At 65.9% G+C, this 16,229-nt stretch carries 16 protein-coding genes; 7 read left to right on the top strand and 9 right to left on the bottom strand.

The annotated features are described in order from the left end of the window. Nucleotides 1-3: 3 nt before the first annotated feature. The 3 genes from B0E49_RS15205 to B0E49_RS15215 all read right to left on the bottom strand — a co-directional run bounded on the left by B0E49_RS15205 (nt 4) and on the right by B0E49_RS15215 (nt 1,773). A complete protein-coding gene (locus B0E49_RS15205) occupies nt 4-1,071 on the bottom strand; it encodes a response regulator (RefSeq protein WP_144264588.1) in 1,068 nt (355 codons plus the stop codon). Further along, entirely contained in the window at nt 1,046-1,303 is a 258-nt protein-coding gene (locus B0E49_RS15210) for a hypothetical protein (RefSeq protein WP_077563062.1), read from the bottom strand. The genes B0E49_RS15205 and B0E49_RS15210 overlap by 26 nt, the downstream gene beginning before the upstream one ends. A 194-nt stretch (nt 1,304-1,497) precedes the next feature. Next, nucleotides 1,498-1,773, bottom strand: coding sequence for a type II toxin-antitoxin system Phd/YefM family antitoxin (locus B0E49_RS15215; protein ID WP_077563063.1), 276 nt, complete (start codon nt 1,771-1,773; stop codon nt 1,498-1,500). 164 nt (nt 1,774-1,937) lie between these two features. On the opposite strand from B0E49_RS15215, the gene B0E49_RS15220 reads away from it, so the two are divergent. The 3 genes from B0E49_RS15220 to B0E49_RS15230 all read left to right on the top strand — a co-directional run bounded on the left by B0E49_RS15220 (nt 1,938) and on the right by B0E49_RS15230 (nt 3,307). Beyond that, nucleotides 1,938-2,360, top strand: a complete 423-nt coding sequence (locus B0E49_RS15220; protein WP_077563064.1) for a VOC family protein — start codon at nt 1,938-1,940, stop codon at nt 2,358-2,360. Further along, the gene (locus B0E49_RS15225; protein WP_077563065.1) at nt 2,357-2,707 is read left to right on the top strand and encodes a DOPA 4,5-dioxygenase family protein; all 351 of its coding nucleotides are present in this window, start codon (nt 2,357-2,359) and stop codon (nt 2,705-2,707) included. Before B0E49_RS15220 ends, B0E49_RS15225 begins: the two co-directional genes overlap by 4 nt. 186 nt (nt 2,708-2,893) lie before the next feature. Continuing rightward, entirely contained in the window at nt 2,894-3,307 is a 414-nt protein-coding gene (locus B0E49_RS15230) for a DUF302 domain-containing protein (RefSeq protein ID WP_077563066.1), read from the top strand. A gap of 28 nt (nt 3,308-3,335) precedes the next feature. On the opposite strand, the gene cydX is transcribed toward B0E49_RS15230, so the two are convergent. The 6 genes from cydX to B0E49_RS15260 all read right to left on the bottom strand — a co-directional run bounded on the left by cydX (nt 3,336) and on the right by B0E49_RS15260 (nt 10,056). Beyond that, nucleotides 3,336-3,458 carry a cytochrome bd-I oxidase subunit CydX gene (gene cydX, locus B0E49_RS15235; RefSeq protein WP_077563067.1) on the bottom strand — a complete coding sequence of 41 codons (123 nt, stop codon included), beginning with the start codon at nt 3,456-3,458 and terminating at the stop codon, nt 3,336-3,338. A 35-nt stretch (nt 3,459-3,493) separates the two neighbouring features. Then, on the bottom strand, nt 3,494-4,651 hold the full coding sequence (gene cydB / locus B0E49_RS15240; RefSeq protein ID WP_077563068.1) for a cytochrome d ubiquinol oxidase subunit II: 1,158 nt from the start codon (nt 4,649-4,651) through the stop codon (nt 3,494-3,496). A 4-nt stretch (nt 4,652-4,655) separates the two neighbouring features. Beyond that, nucleotides 4,656-6,254: a cytochrome ubiquinol oxidase subunit I gene (locus B0E49_RS15245; RefSeq protein WP_077563069.1), complete on the bottom strand. Its 1,599-nt coding sequence runs from the start codon at nt 6,252-6,254 to the stop codon at nt 4,656-4,658. A 73-nt stretch (nt 6,255-6,327) separates the two neighbouring features. Further along, the gene (locus B0E49_RS15250; protein WP_077563070.1) at nt 6,328-8,037 is read right to left on the bottom strand and encodes an amino acid ABC transporter ATP-binding/permease protein; all 1,710 of its coding nucleotides are present in this window, start codon (nt 8,035-8,037) and stop codon (nt 6,328-6,330) included. Next, complete coding sequence (cydD, locus tag B0E49_RS15255; RefSeq protein WP_286138044.1) at nt 8,034-9,707, bottom strand: thiol reductant ABC exporter subunit CydD; 1,674 nt, start codon at nt 9,705-9,707, stop codon at nt 8,034-8,036. The genes B0E49_RS15250 and cydD overlap by 4 nt, the downstream gene beginning before the upstream one ends. Before the next feature lie 10 nt (nt 9,708-9,717). Beyond that, complete coding sequence (locus tag B0E49_RS15260; RefSeq protein WP_077563072.1) at nt 9,718-10,056, bottom strand: ArsR/SmtB family transcription factor; 339 nt, start codon at nt 10,054-10,056, stop codon at nt 9,718-9,720. A 219-nt stretch (nt 10,057-10,275) separates the two neighbouring features. Here B0E49_RS15260 and B0E49_RS15265 point away from each other — a divergent pair, with 219 nt between their 5' ends. The 4 genes from B0E49_RS15265 to B0E49_RS15280 are packed head-to-tail and all read left to right on the top strand — an operon-like array spanning nt 10,276 to nt 16,187. After that, entirely contained in the window at nt 10,276-11,286 is a 1,011-nt protein-coding gene (locus B0E49_RS15265) for an efflux RND transporter periplasmic adaptor subunit (protein ID WP_286138046.1), read from the top strand. Between the two features lies 1 nt (nt 11,287). Beyond that, a complete protein-coding gene (locus tag B0E49_RS15270) occupies nt 11,288-14,587 on the top strand; it encodes an efflux RND transporter permease subunit (RefSeq protein ID WP_077563073.1) in 3,300 nt (1,099 codons plus the stop codon). After that, entirely contained in the window at nt 14,584-14,793 is a 210-nt protein-coding gene (locus B0E49_RS15275) for a YgaP family membrane protein (RefSeq protein WP_077563074.1), read from the top strand. Before B0E49_RS15270 ends, B0E49_RS15275 begins: the two co-directional genes overlap by 4 nt. Nucleotides 14,794-14,804: 11 nt before the next feature. Next, nucleotides 14,805-16,187, top strand: coding sequence for a TolC family outer membrane protein (locus B0E49_RS15280; protein WP_077563075.1), 1,383 nt, complete (start codon nt 14,805-14,807; stop codon nt 16,185-16,187). The last annotated feature ends 42 nt before the right edge of the window (nt 16,188-16,229 follow it).

The raw sequence follows: 16,229 nt of genomic DNA on the forward strand, positions 1-16,229 counted from the left end.
CTCTTATTTCAGTCGCGCACCGGCATTCTCGATGCGCCAACTCCGGTGCTGGGCAGGCGCCAATGCATCAGGCAGCGCATCCAGTGCAAAGACGGCGGCGCCGAGATACGGTGCAGCGCACAATTGCTGCAGAGGTTCGATGCGAGGCTCATGGCCGGGGAGTTGGGACGCGACTTCGACGTCCACCGCGGCTTTCCTGTCCCGCACCAGGTCGATCTCTTCGCGATTCCAGCCGGATTCCGTCAGTATCTCGACCAATCCTCGAAGCGATGGCTCGTCCTCCAACTGGATCCACAGCACCGAACCGTTTTTGTCGACGGCGATCAGACCGAGCGGGCGGCCCAGAAAAACATATTCCACGACACCCAGCTTCTCGATGAAGCGCGTCAGCGCGGGCTCCAATTGGCGATCTTCCAGCAAGGACTGGGTTTGCGGCGGGATGGCGGCGGCAAGCACAGCGCCGCGCTCCGCGGCCGACCGCAGCATTTGTGAATCCACATTGACGATTAGCTTCTCAAGCGGATTTGATGCCTGCTTGGGCATGTACAGTTCGATAGCGCCTTCATTGAACGCGCCGACAGCAACCTCGGTGTCTGCGGACCCGGTCAGCAAAATGCGGCGCAACCCGCTTATCGCATGTTTGGCGCAGAACGCAGTGCCTGCCTCGTCGGGCATCGCGTAGTCGCACCCAAGGACACCTGCGATGAAGAACCGGGACGGATCATGCAGATATCGAAGCGCGAGTACGACGGATTTCTCTCCGTCAGCAGCAATCCCGGCCAGGCCGCTCCGCTCCCGGGCCAGATGAGCCAAGGATGCCTGAAGATCGTTGGCCGCTTCTACACCCGCACTGTAGAGCGAAGCCGCAAAACGCTCCGGGATCGCGATCGACAACATCTGCAAATAGCGGACGTCGTCATCGAGGAAGACCACTCGCGTGGTGGTTCGTAGAAGTGGAAACAATGGAGGCAGTGCCCGAACGATTCTTTTGTCTCCCGCGCGATGCATGCGGCGGGCCGGGCGATGATTCTGGCACATGGTCACGTCAGCGCGCTGGCCGTTCGGATTCATGCCGATGCCGGTTTGGCGCCGGCACGATTTCGCGCAGGCCGTGCGTACCAAAGCTCATGAGACCTCCCTGCATCAAGTTGTTATTCGACAATGCAATCTTGCGTTGCATCTTGTTCCAATATGTTACGTCGCCGCGAAGCGCCATGGCCGGCCCAGATTCGTCGCGCAGGCCTTCGCGGACGCGGCGCGGGGCCTGCAAAAGCCGGCAGCGGCCCGGGCAGGCGGCGCTCAAGCCGTTGATTTTGAAGCCTTTTTTCTTATCACTGCGGCTCTGGCGCAGGGATTTGTAAAGCTATGCAAAGATGCTATGTGGGGTGCGGACTAGCAGGCTCATGGCGGCCATGAATGCCTGAAGTGGCACCGAACCCGAGCGCAATACCGCACCCCCCAAGGGGCTGGTATCGATGACGACCCGCAGTGGGTCGGTCACCGCGCAGCTTTCACCAGTCGCACGACATCCGCATCGCCCAATCGACGCGCCGCAGGCGTGAGCGTGGCATCGGCTTTGGCAAAGTAGGCCTCGAACGCCTTCACGGTGGTGCCTCGCTGGCGCCGGGCATCCTGCAAATCCTGCATGTCCCGCGGCGACACGATGAACGCGGCGGTGCGCCCATGCCGGGTAATGGCGACCGGCTCGCGCTGCACGGTATCGAGCAACTGGCCAAACCGGTTTTGCGCTTCTACGGAGGTGAGGGTGATCATGGCGGGTTCCTTGAGCTGGCTAGCCTGTACGTTATAGCCAAGGTGGACATTTTTAATAAGGAACTGCAGAGGATAGCCTCGGCCACCGCGACGGCCATCATCCGGCGGTTGCCCGCGTGATCGTCGGCGCGTGTATTCTTCAGCCCAAGCATGGAGAAAGCCCGATGATCGACATCCAGGAAATTGACCACATCGTCCTGCGCGTCATTGATCTGGACGCCATGCTCCATTTCTACGGCACGGTGCTGGGCTGCCCCATCGAGCGGCGCCAGGATGATATCGGCCTGGTGCAGTTGCGTGCTGGACGATCGCTGGTGGATCTGGTGCCGGTCGACGGGCCGCTGGGCCGCGCGGGCGGTGCGGCGCCGGGGTTTGAAGGCCGCAACCTCGATCACTTCTGCCTGCGCGTCGATCCGTTCGATGAAGCCGCGATCCGGGCGCACCTGACGGCCGCGGGCGTCGCCGTGGGGCCGGTCGAGTCGCGCAATGGTGCCGAAGGACAAGGGCCTTCGATCTACATCGCCGACCCGCAGGGCAACACCGTCGAATTGAAAGGGCCGCCCTGGCCCGCTGGAGACAGCCCATGATTGCACGCCCCCAAAACCTCTACGCGCACTACCACGCCCATGTCTACTTCGGGCCGGATACGGTGGCGCAGGCGCGCCAACTCTGCCAGCAGGCGGGCGAGCAGTTCAACGTGCGCGTGGGCCGTGTCCATGAAAAGCTCGTGGGGCCGCACCCGCACTGGAGCTGCCAGATCGCGTTCGACGGCGCGCAGTTCGAGCCCTTCATCGCCTGGCTGGAGCAGAACCGCGACGGCCTGGATGTGCTGGTGCACGGCCTGACGGGCGATGATCTGGCGGACCACACGCTGCACGCATCGTGGCTGGGCGAGCCCTCGAAGCTGAATCTGGCGATGTTCGGGGGCACGTGACAAGCACCGTGCGCCGCAGAGGCGGTACATGATCACTATGCTATTCATAGCGCATAATCAGCACCCCATAAGGGCTACAGGCCGAAAAAGCTTAAATTTCAGGGTTTCATGCGAAAGGGTTCTGCCCATAGGCAGGCTGCCAGAAATCGGTCTACCATGGCCTTCAGTCCTCTTCAGGAGCCTCGCATGAACACTCCCCATTCGACCCCGGCCACCACACCCGGCGTGGTCAGCATCAAGAGTGCCCACACGTTCGCAGACACGCTGGAGCGACTGCAGGCCACGTTCAAAGCGCATGGCCTCAAGGTGTTCGCGACCATCGATCACCAGGCCGAGGCCGCTGCCGTGGGTTTGACGATGCCGCCCACCGTGCTGCTGATTTTTGGCAACGCGAAAGCCGGCACGCCACTGATGCTGGCGCATCCGCTGGCCGCGCTCGATCTGCCGCTCAAGGCGCTGGTGTCGGAAGCGGTGCCTGGCAGCGTGATGGTGAGCTTCAACACGCCGCAGTACCTGGTGGAGCGCCACGCGCTGCCGCATGAGCTGGTGGTCAATCTGGCGCCGGCCGGCCGCCTGATCACGCAGGCGCTGGGTCACTGAGGCGGCGCGGGCGCGGCGGCCCTGGCTGTCAGGGCTTTTCGAGCTGCTCCCGGCGCGTCTCCTCGTCATCCATCAGTTCGTACCACATGGCGTTGAGTACGGCAAAGGCGGCCGCGAGGGGCAGCCCGAGAATCCACGAGAAGTACCACATCACAAGCCCCTGGTTTTTTTGAATGGAAGGGCGCGTCAGTACGCGTGCCCGCTCTCGCTGCGGATGGCCTGCTCGTCGACCTTGCCCCACAGCACGTGGTACACCCACGAGGTATAGGCGACGATGACGGGCACGAAAATCACGGTCACCACCAGCATGATGAACAGCGTGAGGTGGCTCGACGAGGAATCCCACACCGTCAGGCTGGCGCGCGGGTCGATGGACGACGGCAACAGGAACGGGAACATCGACGCGCCCACGCTCAGCACGATGCCGGCCACGCTCAGCGCGCTGCTCAGCAGCGTGAAGATCTCGCGCCGCAGCTGCAGCCCCAGCAAGGCACCCAGCGCGCCGGCAAAACCGGCCACGGGTGCAGCCAGGGTCCACGCATGGGCTGCATAGTTGGCAAACCAGGCGCCTGCGTCATGGGCCTCGACCGTCTTGAGCAGCGGATTGGACGGCCCCCCCATGTCGATGGCGCTGGTGATGCGATAGCCGCCAACGTAAGACCACAGCAGCACACCGGCCAGGGCATACAGCACGATGGTCAGCAGCGCCGCCACGCTGCCGTAGCGGCGCGCGCGCTGCGCCACCGGCCCCTGCGCCTTCAGCTGCAACCAGGCGCTGCCGTGCATCACCAGCATGGCCACCGAGACCAGGCCGCACAGCAAGCCGAAGGGGTTGAGCAAGCCCAGGAAGCTGCCGTCGTAAAAGATCCGCATGTCGCTCGACAGCCGGAACGGCACGCCCTGCAGCGCATTGCCGAGCGCGACGCCGAAAATCAGCGCCGGCACGAAGCCGCTGAAAAACAGGACCCAATCCCAGCGCGCGCGCCAGCGCGGCTCGTCGCGCTTGCTGCGAAACTTGAACGCCACCGGACGCAGGATCAGCCCCGCCAGAATCGCGAGCATGGCCAGGTAAAAGCCCGAGAACGCCACCGCATAGAGCTGCGGCCACGCGGCAAAGATGGCGCCGCCGCCCAGGATCAGCCACACCTGATTGCCTTCCCAGACCGGTCCGATGCTGTTGATGATCACGCGCCGCTCCACGTCGTCGCGTCCGGCAAAGGGCAGGAGCATGCCCACCCCCAGATCAAAACCATCGGTGATGGCATAGCTGGCCAGCAGCAGCCCGATCAGGGCCCACCAGATCAGGCGCAGGCTGTCGTAATCCACTAACTGATGCAGGATCATGGGGTTACTCCATTGAGGTGAGGGGCGCCGGGATCGCAGCGGCGCGCCTGGGAGCCGCGCCCTCGGCCGGAGAATGTTCCGAGGCCGGTCCCTTGCGAATGGTTTTGAGCAGCAGCTTCATCTCGATCACCAGCAGCACGGTGTAGACCAGGACGAAGCAGGCAATGCTGAACAGCAGCGTCTTGATGCCCAGGCTGGAAACTGCCGCCGCTGTGGGCAGGATGCCTTCAACCACCCAGGGCTGGCGACCGAACTCTGCCACCAGCCAGCCAGCCTCGACCGCGATCCACGGCAGCGGAATGGCGAACAGCGCCACCTTGAGCAGCCAGCGATGCCGATCCAGCGCCCGGCGCGCCGACAGCACGAAGAACGTCCCCATCAACAGGATCAGGAGCATGCTGATGCCCACCATGATTCGGAACAGCCAGAACAGCGGTGCCACCTGGGGCACGGTGTCCCAGGCTGCCTTCTCAATCTGCTCCGGGGTGGCCTGGCGCGGGTCATCGACATAGCGTTTGAGCAGCAGCGCGTAGCCCAGCTGGTTGCCGTTGTCTTCAAAGGCGGCGCGCAATTCGGGCGAGACCTTGTCCATGCTGCCGGCGGCGCGAATTTGCTCCAGCGCGCCGTAGGCCTTGATGCCCTGGCCGATGCGCACCTCGGCCAGTTTCACCATGTCATTGATGCCCGGAATCACAGTGTCGAGCGAGCGGGTGCCAATCAGGCCCATCAGCCCCGGGATATGGATCGCGTAGTGGGTTTCACGCGCCGCCTGGTCCGGAAAACCGATCAGCGTGAAGGCCGCGGGTGCGGGCTGGGTTTCCCACATGCCCTCGATGGCGGCGAGCTTCATCTTCTGGTGCTCGCCTGACAGGTAGCCGCTCTCGTCGCCCAGCACCACCACCGACAGCGCCGCCGCGAGACCGAAGGACGCCGCCACCGTCATCGAACGTTTGGCCAGATCGCGGTGCTGCCCCTTGAGCAGGTACCAGGCCGACACCCCGAGCACAAACACGGCGGCGGTCACGTACCCGGCCGAGACGGTGTGGACAAACTTGGCCTGCGCCACCGGATTCGTCAGCACGGCATAGAAGTCCGTGACTTCCATGCGCATGGTCTGCGGGTTGAACACGGCACCCACCGGGTTTTGCATCCAGCCATTGGCGATCAAAATCCACAAGGCCGAAAAGTTGGAACCGGCGGCCACGGCCCAGGTGGTCGTCAGATGCCCGACCCTGGAGAGCTTGTCCCAGCCAAAGAAAAACAGCCCGACAAAGGTGGCTTCGAGGAAAAAGGCCATCAGGCCCTCGAGGGCCAGCGGTGCGCCAAAAATATCGCCCACGTAGTGGCTGTAGTAGCTCCAGTTCATGCCGAACTGGAACTCCATCACGACACCGGTCGCAACGCCCATGGCGAAGTTGATGCCGAACAGCACGCCCCAGAATTGCGTCATGTCGCGCCAGATCACGCGTCCGGTCATCACATAGACCGTCTCCATGATGGCCAGGATGATGGACAGGCCCAAGGTCAGCGGCACGAACAAAAAGTGATACAGCGCCGTGATGGCAAACTGCAATCGCGACAGCGAAACGATGTCGAGTTCCATGTCAACCCCTTTGATTTTTGATTCTGCGCTGCCGCGGGACTTTGCTGCGACCCGCCCTACCCTGCATCCGACTTCAATCGGGCCGCAATGTTCCCAGCATCGCCTCGAATTGTGCCTCACCACGCCGGACATCGGCCACGATGCGCCCGTGCTGCAAGCCCAGCAAACGGTCCGCCAGCGCGGCCTCGCGCCGCACATGGGTCGCCAGCAAAATGGTGCGCCCGCTCGCCTGCTCCTGGAGGCGTTGCAGCACGTCGCGCGCGGTGGCCGGGTCGAGCCCCTCGGTCGGCTCATCCAGCAGCCACAGCGGCACGCGGCGCAACAGCAAGCGCGCCAGTGCCAGCCGGCGCGCCTGGCCGCCCGACAGGCCGAGTCCGCCCTCGCCCAGCCGCGCATCCAGCGTTTGCGGCAGCGCCCGCACATCGTCGGCCAGGCCGGCGGCCTCGAGCACTTGCCACAGGCGCGCGTCATCGGCGCCGGGGTCGGCCAGGCGCAGGTTGTCGCGCAGGCTGTCCTGGAACAACTCGGTGCGCTGCGTCAGCAGGCTGTGGGGCTGCGTTTGCACCACGCCCGAGTGCGATGCCAGCTCGCCCGCCACCAGCGCCAGCAAGGTGGACTTGCCGGCCCCGCTGGGCCCGATCAGCGCCACGTGCTCGCCGGCGCGCAGCGCGAGTGATAGCTCGCGCAGTAGTGGCTGACCGGGCGCCTCATGGCCACCCGGGTTGGCTGTGACACCGGTCAGCTTCAGCGCCAGGCCAGGGGCGAGTGCCATCGCGGCGGCCCCAATCGCAGGTTGCACGCCGGGCGTCTGCATGCGCGGCACCAACCGGCGCGCGGCCAACAGCGTGCGCCCCAACTCCAGCGCCCCGCGGCTGAGCGCGGCAAAGGGCTCGGTCGCGGTCAGCACCAGCAGCAACGCCAGGGCAGCCACCGGCGCGCCCAGGGTGCCCGCACCGGTCAGCGCGCCGACCGCCAGCAGGGTGGCACTCAGGGCGATGGTGCCGGCCACGCTGTAGGCCAGGGCCGCTCGGATTTCCAGCCGGTTCAGGGCGTCGTCGGCACACGCCAGATAGGCGTCGGCCGCCGCCAGCGCGGCCCGCTGGGCATCGAGCTGCCCGGCCATGACGAGGTCCGTCTGCCCTGCCACCAGATCCACGCTGCGTGCGCGCAAAGCCTCCAGCCCATAGGCGCGCTGGCGCGCCGCCTGGCGCGCGCGCTGCGCGACCACCAGCGCAATCCCCAAACCGGCCACGACCAGCCACAACGCCACGGCCACGCCCAGGCCCCAATGGGCCAGCCCCAGCGCCAACCCGGTCGCCAGCGCCGCCAGCAGCGCCGCGCTGGCGGGCACCAGCACGCGCAGGTACAGCGAGTCCAGCGCATCGATGTCGGCCGTCAGGCGAAACAGCAGTTGGGCCGGCCGCGCCAGCAACCGCCGGGCCGCCTCGGGCTGGGCCCAGCCCCGGAACAAACGCTCGCGCAACTGCGCCAGCACCCCCAGCGTGGCGTCGTGCGTCACCAACCTTTCCCCATAGCGGGAGGCGGTACGGCCCAGCGCCAGCAGGCGGATACCGGCCGACGGCATGAACACATCGAAGGTGAAGGCCGTGGCCGCGCTCAGGCCCGCAATCGCCGTGGCCGTGATGAACCAGCCCGCCAGGCCCAGCAGCGCCATGCCCGAGAGCACCGTCAGCGCCGCCAGCAGCGCGCCGCCCAGCAACCACGCGCGGCGCCCCTGCGCAAACACGACCAGCAAGGGACGAAGCTCGCGCCAGAGCTTCATGCCGGAGTCTCCCGCGCTGCGCCGAGCTGGATGACACGCCCGGCGCGCCCTACACGGGCGGCCAGCACCGGATCGTGCGTCGCGACGATCAGCGTCTTGCCGACAGCCAGTTGCAGCAGGGCATCGGCCACCTGCGCGGCCGTCGCGGCGTCCAGATGCGCGGTCGGCTCATCGGCGAGCAGCAGGTCCACAGCAGGATCCACCGCGGCACGCGCCAGCGCCAGCCGCACCGCCTCGCCGCCCGACAGCCCGACACCGCCCTCGCCGAGGCCAACACCCGGGCGCGCCTGCGCCACGCCATCCAGCGCGGCAAAGCGCAGCGCGGCGGCCACCGCGGCCGCGCTCGCCGGCGCACGACTCAGCGCCACATTGGCCTGCACCGTGCCTGCAAAAATATGCGGCTTCTGGCCAATCCAGGCCATGCGCGTGCGCAGCGCCATGGCGGTGTCCTCCGACAACGGCACGCCGTCGATCACGATGCTGCCGCCCTGCGCGGGCAGCAGACCCGCGATCAGGGCCAGCAGCGTGGATTTTCCGGCGCCACTGGCCCCGGCAATCACGAGGTGCTCACCGGGCGCCACATGCAAGTCATAGCCCTCAAACACGGGATGGTTCGCACCGGGATGCGTCAAACGCAAGCCCTGAATTTCCACCGCCGAAGTGCTGCGCGCAGGTTTACCGGCAAGACGATCGGGGTTCTGCTGCGGGCCAACGGCGCCCGGCAAAACGATCCCCTGCGCAGCCAGGCGATTCAGTGCGCCCAGCGCCGCCTCGCCGGCTGCGCGGTCATGCCAGACGCTGGCCAACTCGCGCAAGGGCTCAAAAAATGCCGGCGTCAGCAGCAACACAAAGAAGCCCTGCCCCAGGGTGAGGCGTCTGCCCCAGGCGCCAAAATCAAACGGACCCAACAAGTGAAAGCCGATGTACACCGCCACCATCGCCACACCCAGCGCCGAGAAGAGTTCGAGCACGGCCGACGACAAAAAAGCGATGCGCAACACCGCCATGGTGCGCTGCTTGAGCGCATGCGCCGCATCGCGCAAACGCAGCGCCGTGGCATCCACCGCAGCGAGCGCGCGCAGCGTCGCCAGTCCGCGCAAGCGATCCAGCAGGAAGGCATTCATCCCGCCCATCTCGACCATCTGGGCCTCGCTCGCGGCCTTGGCGCGCCAGCCCACCAGGGCCATGAACAACGGGATCAGCGGCGCGGCCAACAACAGCACCAGCGCTGCCACCCAGGACAAGGGCAGCACCGCCAGCAAAATCACTGGCGGCACCACCGTGGCGCGCATCCGGGCTGTCTGATAACGCGTGAGGTAAGGCACCACGGCTTCGGCCTGCTCCGCCATGACGCTGGCGGCCAGACCCGACGCCGGGCGCGCGCGATCCAGCGGGGAGCGCGCTGCCAGCGCAAGCGCGACCTGCGCGCGCAGGCCCGACAGACGGGCCCGCGCCGCGCGAAAAGCCTGCCGCGCGCCCCAGGCATCACAAGCCGCGCGCGCCAGGCCTACCAGCAGCACCCCGGCAGCGGAGATCTGAACGGCCGGCAAACCGCCCCCCCGAAGCAGGCCTTGCAGGGCCCAGGCCAGCAAACCGGCCTGCACCAGCCACAGCAGGGAAGCCCCCGTTTGCAGCAGGCTGCCCGCATCTGGAACGGTGCTGGCGCGCAAGGGGACGGCGTCAGTGGGGTTGCGAAAACGCGAGGCGGCGTTCGGCGGTGCGCTCCAGCTCCCGCGCAATGTTGCCGCACACCAGGTCACACAAGGCATAGACCGACTCATCGGCGATGCGGTAGTACACACTTGTGCCCCGACTCTCGCGCGCCACCAGGCCGCGCTTGGTCAACAGCGTCAGGTGGCGCGAGATGTTGGCGGCCGTGAAGCCGCACAGACGCGCCAACTCCCCCACATTGCATTCGCCCTGGCGCAGCAGATTGAGAATTTGCAGACGTGTCGGCTCCGACAACGCCTGGAAATAGGCCGCAACTTCCGACAAAGCCTCGGGGGGCATGTTCTCCATGGGGGGTCCCTCTTTTGGCAGAGCAGTTTTCATGAGATCAAAAGGCCTTTTATTGATCAGGCTCAGTGAATACCGGACAGTTTTATTGTATCATTTAACTAATTAGCTTATTAGTTAAATAATGAAACTCAATTCGAAAAGACGGCTGCACTGCTCGTGGCCGGGGAGGTCGGGATGCTGAAAGCCGGGCTCGCGACCCTCGTGGTCGCCTCTTGTGTCATGACCGCCCTGCCCGCTGGCGCGGCGGATGGCGGCTCGCTCGCGACCGTGACGGTGCAAGCCGCAGGCTCCAGCGTCGCCGACGGGGTCAGTTTCGACGGTGTGGTGGAAGCGGTCCGCCAAACGAATGTGTCGGCCCAGGTGTCCGGGGCGATCGTGGCCCTGAATGTCAGCGCTGGCGAGCGGGTCCGGGCGGGGCAGGAGTTGCTGCGCATCGACGCCCGGGCCGCGGGCGAGCTGGCCGCCGCGAGTGCGGCGCAGGCGCGCGCCGCGCAGGCCGCCCTGAGCGTGGCGTCCGCGGACTATGAGCGGCAAAAGCAGCTGTTTCAAAAGCAGTACATCAGCCAGTCCGCGCTGGACCGCGCCCAAGGCCAGTTTCAGGCGGCACGGGCCCAGGTGCAGGCCTTGCAGGCGCAGGCCAGCGCAACCCACACGCAATCGGGGTTTTTCGTCGTCACCGCCCCTTATGCGGGCGTGGTCAGCGCGGTACCGGTCGCGCTGGGTGACATGGCCACACCCGGCCGTCCGCTGGTGAGCTTGTATGACCCCTCGGCGTTGCGGGTGACGGCCGCCATACCTCAATCGGCGCTGCAAGGGGTTCCCGATGGCAAAAGCCTGCGGCTCGAACTCCCCGGTGCACCGGTCGGCCAGGGTCTGCTTGAGCCTGGTCCGGTGCAGATTCTGCCGGCGGCCGATGCGGCCACCCACACGTTGCAGGTACGGCTCGATCTGCCTGCGGGCGTCAAGGGCGTGGTGCCCGGCATGTTCGCACGGGTGTGGCTGCCCGTCGCCGCGGCGAGCAGCGGGGGGAGCCGCCTATACGTTCCCGCGAGCGCCGTGGTTCGGCACGCAGAGATGACCGGGCTGTACGTCATCGGCGCCAATGGACGCCCGCTGCTGCGACAAATCAGGGTGGGACCGCTGGACGGCGACCGCATCGAGGTGCTGAGCGGCGTGCAAAAGGGCGAAAAAGTCGCCATCGATCCACAGGCGGCAGCCAGGGTGCGCTGACATGAGCGCGCTATCCGTCATGGGCATCGCCGGCCGCCTCGCCGCACGTTTCCAGAGCGCCAAGATCACACCGCTGCTGGCGCTGGTGGCACTGCTGCTCGGCTTTTTTGCCGTGCTGGTGACGCCGCGCGAGGAAGAGCCCCAAATCAACGTGACCATGGCCAATGTGTTGATTCCATTTCCGGGCGCGGCGGTGACCGATGTGGAGCAGATGGTGGCGGCGCCGGCCGAACAGGTCTTGTCCCAGATGGTGGGCGTCGAGCATGTGATGTCGGTGTCGCATCCGGGCCTGGCGGTGCTCACCGTGCAATTCAAGGTCGGCGTGCCGCGCACCGAGGCGCTGGTGCGTCTTTACGACACCATCCAATCGAATGCGGACTGGCTGCCCAAGGGGCTGGGTGTGCTCGATCCGATCATCAAGCCCAAGGGCATTGACGATGTGCCCATCGTCACCCTCACGCTATTCAGCAAAAACCCTGCCACTGGCGCCTTCGACCTGGAGCGGGTCGCGCACAGCATTGAGTCGGATCTCAAACGTGTGCCGGGCACGCGCGAGGTGACGACCGTGGGCGGACCGGGGCGCGCGGTGCTGGTCGAGATGGATCCGGCGCGCATGACGGGCGCCGGCGTCACGGTACCCGACCTGCGTCAGGCGCTGCAGTCGGCCAACGTCGGGTTGCCGATCGGTGACCTGATCACAGGCAACCGTGCAGTCGCCATCGACGCAGGCCCGTTCCTGCGTCGGGCCAGCGAGGTGGCGGATCTGGTGGTTGGCGTGCACGGCGGCAAACCCGTGTTCCTGCGTGACGTGGCCAGCGTGCGCGACGGACCATTGCCGCCGAATCGCTACGTATGGTATGGCTCGGCCGCCAAAGACGGCAAAGCGGCGGCCGAATATCCTGCGGTCACGATAGCGATCACCAAAAAGGCCGGAGAAAATGCCATCGACGTGGCCGATGCGCTGATGCGCCGTGTCGAGGTGCTGCGCAACACGGTGATTCCGGCGGACGTGACCGTGGCCGAGACGCGCAACTATGGTGCCACGGCGAACGATAAGGCTGAAAAGCTCATTCACAAGCTGCTGTTCGTGACCGCGCTGGTCGTGGCGCTGGTCTTCGTTGCGCTGGGCTGGCGTGAAGCAGCCATCGTCGGCAGCGCGGTGGTTCTGACACTGACGGTGACGCTGTTTGCCTCCTGGGCCTGGGGATTCACGCTGAATCGGGTTTCGCTGTTCGCCCTGATCTTCTCGATTGGCATCCTGGTCGATGACGCCATCGTGGTGGTCGAGAACATTCACCGGCACCAGCAACAGCGCCCTGGAACTCCGCTCGCCGAGATCATCCCCGGCGCTGTCGATGAAGTCGGCGGTCCCACCATTCTCGCCACGCTGACGGTGATTGCCGCGCTGCTGCCGATGGCCTTCGTGTCCGGCCTGATGGGCCCCTACATGAGTCCGATCCCGATCAACGCCAGCATGGGCATGGCGCTGTCGCTGGCAATTGCCTTTACCGTCACGCCCTGGCTCGCACGGCTGTGGCTGAAGCCCACGCCGCCAGCCCCGGCGCGGGGTGAAGGGGATCGCAATGTCGCCGTGCATCTTGCCGGACACGGCCTCGCAGCCCGGCTTGGCCCCCTGTTCGATCGGCTGTTCCGGCCTTTGCTCGACGACGCGCGCGGCTCGCGCCATCGACACCGGCTCGCACTGGGCATTGCGCTGCTCATCGTGGCCTCGCTGGCGCTGCCCGCCACCAAACTGGTGCTGCTGAAGATGCTGCCCTTCGACAACAAGTCCGAGTTCCAGGTCATTGTGGGCATGCCGTCCGGCACGCCCGTCGAGCAGACCGCGGCCGTACTGCACGAGCTGGGTGCCTACCTGGCCACGGTGCCCGAGGTGAGCAACTACCAGGCCTACGCCGGCACCGCTGCGCCGATCAATTTCAACGGTCTTGTGCGCCAATACTATCTGCGCACCGGCGGCAACGTCGGGGACTTGCAGGTGAACCTGCTCGACAAGCAGTTGCGCAAGGAGCAAAGCCACGAGATAGCCACCCGCGTGCGTGCGGCGCTGCAGAAGATTGGACGGCAGTTTGGCGCCAACGTGAAAGTGGTCGAGGTCCCGCCGGGACCGCCGGTGCTCTCACCCATCGTGGCCGAGATCTACGGGGCCGACGCCGGGGGACGACGCGAAGTCGCGAAGGCCGTGCGCGCCGTATTCGAGAAAACACCGGGGCTGGTCGATGTGGACGACAGCAGCATCGCGGTGGCTCCCAGGACGCTGCTGCTGGTGGAGCGCAGAAAAGCGGCGATGCTGGGTGTGCCGCAGCAGGCGATCGTGACCACACTGCGCGCCGGCCTCAGCGGCGAGGCAGCGACGTACCTGCACGACCAGAGCAAGTACCCGGCTGCGGCGATGATCGAATTGCCCCCAGACCGCCAGGGCGACCTCAACACATTGCTGCAGCTCTCGGTACGCGGCGCCTCAGGCCAGCTGGTGCCGATCCGCGAACTTGTCACGGTCACTGACACGGCGCGTGAACAGCCCGTCTATCACAAGGATCTGCTGCCCGTGAACTACGTTGTCGGCGACATGGCCGGCAAGGTCGACAGCCCCCTGTACGGTGTGTTTGCGATGCGCAGCGAACTGGCGAAAATCGTCACCCCGGGTGGTGGCCGGCTCGTCGAATACTTCATTCACCAGCCGCAGGACGCGTATCGGGACTACGCCCTCAAATGGGACGGCGAATCGCAAATCACCTACGAGACGTTTCGCGACATGGGCGCGGCCTATGCCGTCGGGCTGATTCTGATCTATCTGCTGGTGGTGGCGCAGTTCGGCTCGTACCTGACGCCGCTGATCATCATGGCGCCGATTCCCCTGACGCTCATCGGCGTGATGCCCGGCCACGCCGTGCTCGGCGCGCAGTTCACCGCGACCAGCATGATCGGCATGATTGCACTGGCCGGCATCATTGTGCGCAACTCGATCCTGCTGGTCGATTTCATCAATTTGCAAGTGCGCGACGGCGTGCCGTTCAAGCGGGCCGTGGTGCATTCCGCCACCGTGCGGGCGCAACCGATTTTGCTGACCGGGCTGGCCGCCATGCTGGGCGCCTTCTTCATCCTCGATGACCCGATCTTCAACGGACTGGCGATCTCGCTGATCTTTGGCATCCTGGTCTCCACTGTGCTCACGCTGGTGGTGATCCCGACGCTGTATTACGCGGCTTATCACCGCGTCTTTCAGCCAACCCCGCCAACCCCTGGCGATTCCCCCACCCCACCTCAAGGAGTTTCCTCATGACCTCATGGCAACTTGTGCGCCTGTTTGCGGGCGCATTTATTCTGCTTTCCCTCGCGCTGGGCATTCCAGGCAGCCCGATCTTTGTGAGTCAGTGGTGGCTTGCATTCACCGCGTTCGTGGGAGCCAACCTGCTGCAAAGCGCCCTCACCAAATGGTGCATGCTCGAGACGATCCTGCGCAAGCTGGGCGCAACGTCCGGCAATTGAGACGCGGCGTGATGAAGCCGCTCAACGCACTGGCCGCTGCCGTCATGACCATCGTCATGGCCGGCGCGCCGCTGGCGGCCCGGGCCACCGACCTGCTCGATGTCTGGCATGCCGCCAGTACGCATGATCCGGACGTCGCCATCTCGCAGGCTGCGCGCGGGGCCGGCGAAGCGCGCCGCGCACAGGCCTCGGCCTTGTGGCGGCCCACGGTGACCCTCAGTGGCAACGCGGCCCGCATGAGCGCGAACACCGGGACGACAGGGGCCAACTTTTCCGCACCCGCCTTCGGCCAGTCGAACGGCGTGGCCTTCAATACCTCGATCAACGACGGCAACGCCAGCGGCTGGACGCTCGAAGCCCGCCAGCCGCTGATCAGCCGCGAGCGGCGGGCCCAGTCGCAACAACTGGATATCTCTGCGGATGCCGCCGATCTGGAGTGGCAGTCCAGCCGGCAGGACCTGATGCTGCACACGGTACAGCGCTATTTCGACGTGATTCTGGCGCAGCGCAAACTGGATCTCCTGAAGCGGCAGCACAGCGCAGTCGGGAGGGCGTGGGCGCAGGCGAAGGACCGTTTCGCGATAGGCGATGCGCCCGTCACGGACACCTACGAAGCATCGGCCCGTGCCGAAAGTCTGCGCGCGCAGGTGCTCGCCGCCGACAACGAGCTCCAGCTCGCACAGATGGCGCTGTCCGATGCCACCGGCCTGGTGTCTCCGTCGCTTCAAATGCTGTCCCCCGCCGGCAGCGCCGTGCCCGAAGCATTGCCACCGCTGGCCCACTGGCTGGCACTGGCGGCGGACGGCAACCCCCAACTGCGCATGCAGCTGGCGAAGGCTCGGGTCGCCCAGGAGGAGACCGTCAAACTCGGCGCCGCCGCCTCAGCGAAGCTGGACCTTGTGGCGCAGGCCGGGGCGCAACGCCTCAGTGGCAGCGGCGACTTTGGCCCGGCAAGCAACACCACCCGCCAGGCGATGATCGGTGTGCAGCTGACCATCCCGCTTTATACCGGCGGCTATCGCAGCGCGCGCCAGGCGGAAGCGCTGCACCTGGAGGACAAGGCGCTGGCTGAAGTGGACCGTACACGCCAGCAGATCAACCAACAAACGCGGGCGGCCTGGCTCGGGCTGCAGGCGGGCAGTGCCCGCATCGGCGCGCTGGCGGAGTCACTCAAGGCCAGCCGGGCCCGGCTGGACGCGACGCAACTCGGCCGACAGGTCGGTGACCGCACCACGCTGGATCTGCTGAACGCCGAAAGCGATGCGAGCAGTGCGGAGCTGGCCCTGCTGCAAGCCAGGGTGGACCTGCTGCTGAACCAGTTGCGCTTGCAGGCGCTGGCAGGCCAGCTCGATGAGGCCCGGCTCGAGGCCGTGAACACCCTGCTGCAACGCTGAGCAGGATCGATACGCCGTACAGACCGGAAAGTTTATTTACCG

The organism is Polaromonas sp. C04, assembly GCF_002002705.1.
In the GTDB taxonomy this organism is placed as follows: Bacteria; Pseudomonadota; Gammaproteobacteria; order Burkholderiales; family Burkholderiaceae_C; genus Rhodoferax_A.

What these genes read in the sequence shown, in the direction of transcription:
- B0E49_RS15205 (WP_144264588.1), bottom strand. Translation starts at nt 1,071, where the DNA reads ATGAATCCGAACGGCCAGCGCGCTGACGTGACCATGTGCCAGAATCAT.
- B0E49_RS15215 (WP_077563063.1), bottom strand. Translation starts at nt 1,773, where the DNA reads ATGATCACCCTCACCTCCGTAGAAGCGCAAAACCGGTTTGGCCAGTTG.
- B0E49_RS15220 (WP_077563064.1), top strand. Translation starts at nt 1,938, where the DNA reads ATGATCGACATCCAGGAAATTGACCACATCGTCCTGCGCGTCATTGAT.
- B0E49_RS15225 (WP_077563065.1), top strand. Translation starts at nt 2,357, where the DNA reads ATGATTGCACGCCCCCAAAACCTCTACGCGCACTACCACGCCCATGTC.
- B0E49_RS15230 (WP_077563066.1), top strand. Translation starts at nt 2,894, where the DNA reads ATGAACACTCCCCATTCGACCCCGGCCACCACACCCGGCGTGGTCAGC.
- cydX (WP_077563067.1), bottom strand. Translation starts at nt 3,458, where the DNA reads ATGTGGTACTTCTCGTGGATTCTCGGGCTGCCCCTCGCGGCCGCCTTT.
- cydB (WP_077563068.1), bottom strand. Translation starts at nt 4,651, where the DNA reads ATGATCCTGCATCAGTTAGTGGATTACGACAGCCTGCGCCTGATCTGG.
- B0E49_RS15245 (WP_077563069.1), bottom strand. Translation starts at nt 6,254, where the DNA reads ATGGAACTCGACATCGTTTCGCTGTCGCGATTGCAGTTTGCCATCACG.
- B0E49_RS15250 (WP_077563070.1), bottom strand. Translation starts at nt 8,037, where the DNA reads ATGAAGCTCTGGCGCGAGCTTCGTCCCTTGCTGGTCGTGTTTGCGCAG.
- B0E49_RS15260 (WP_077563072.1), bottom strand. Translation starts at nt 10,056, where the DNA reads ATGGAGAACATGCCCCCCGAGGCTTTGTCGGAAGTTGCGGCCTATTTC.
- B0E49_RS15265 (WP_286138046.1), top strand. Translation starts at nt 10,276, where the DNA reads ATGACCGCCCTGCCCGCTGGCGCGGCGGATGGCGGCTCGCTCGCGACC.
- B0E49_RS15270 (WP_077563073.1), top strand. Translation starts at nt 11,288, where the DNA reads ATGAGCGCGCTATCCGTCATGGGCATCGCCGGCCGCCTCGCCGCACGT.
- B0E49_RS15275 (WP_077563074.1), top strand. Translation starts at nt 14,584, where the DNA reads ATGACCTCATGGCAACTTGTGCGCCTGTTTGCGGGCGCATTTATTCTG.
- B0E49_RS15280 (WP_077563075.1), top strand. Translation starts at nt 14,805, where the DNA reads ATGAAGCCGCTCAACGCACTGGCCGCTGCCGTCATGACCATCGTCATG.